The 536-nt window shown below is 25.7% G+C and carries 1 protein-coding gene; it reads left to right on the forward strand.

What is annotated here, in order from left to right:
• Positions 1-536: tRNA lysidine(34) synthetase (locus AMN80_RS01765; protein WP_306452529.1), on the forward strand; the 536-nt coding region annotated here is incomplete at both ends.

The following is a 536-nucleotide window of genomic DNA, read 5'->3' on the forward strand; positions in this document are numbered from 1 at the left end:
GATATAGTTTGCTGGAAAGATTCTGCAAAAAAAAGAAGATTAACGCATTGTTAATAGGTCATCATCAGGATGATTTATATGAAAATTTTTTCATTAGAATGTTAAGAGGTTCTGGAATAAGAGGATTAACATCATTTTCATCTAGAGATATTTTTATCAATAAAAGTTTAAAAGGCTATAGGCCTTTCCTAAATATTACAAAAAAAACATTACTAAAAGTTACAAACAAAGTTTTTGGTTATTATATTAATGATCCTTCCAATTCTAATGATCAGTATTTAAGAACTAGAATAAGAAATTTGTTGAAGAGCCTGCAAAATGAGGGTTTTGATAAAAAAAAATTTGATTTAACTTATTGCAATTTACGCTCTGCCAACGAAACATTGAAATATTATTCAGATCAAAATATTTCTAAAAACACTAACTGTTTTAGAAAAAATCTTAAAGATAAAGTAGTCATAAATCATAAATTTTTTAACCAACCTGATGAAATTGTCCTTAGATCACTCTCAAACTTAATATCAAAAATTAACAGC

Source organism: Candidatus Pelagibacter communis (assembly GCF_001179985.1).
GTDB lineage: Bacteria > Pseudomonadota > Alphaproteobacteria > Pelagibacterales > Pelagibacteraceae > Pelagibacter > Pelagibacter ubique_J.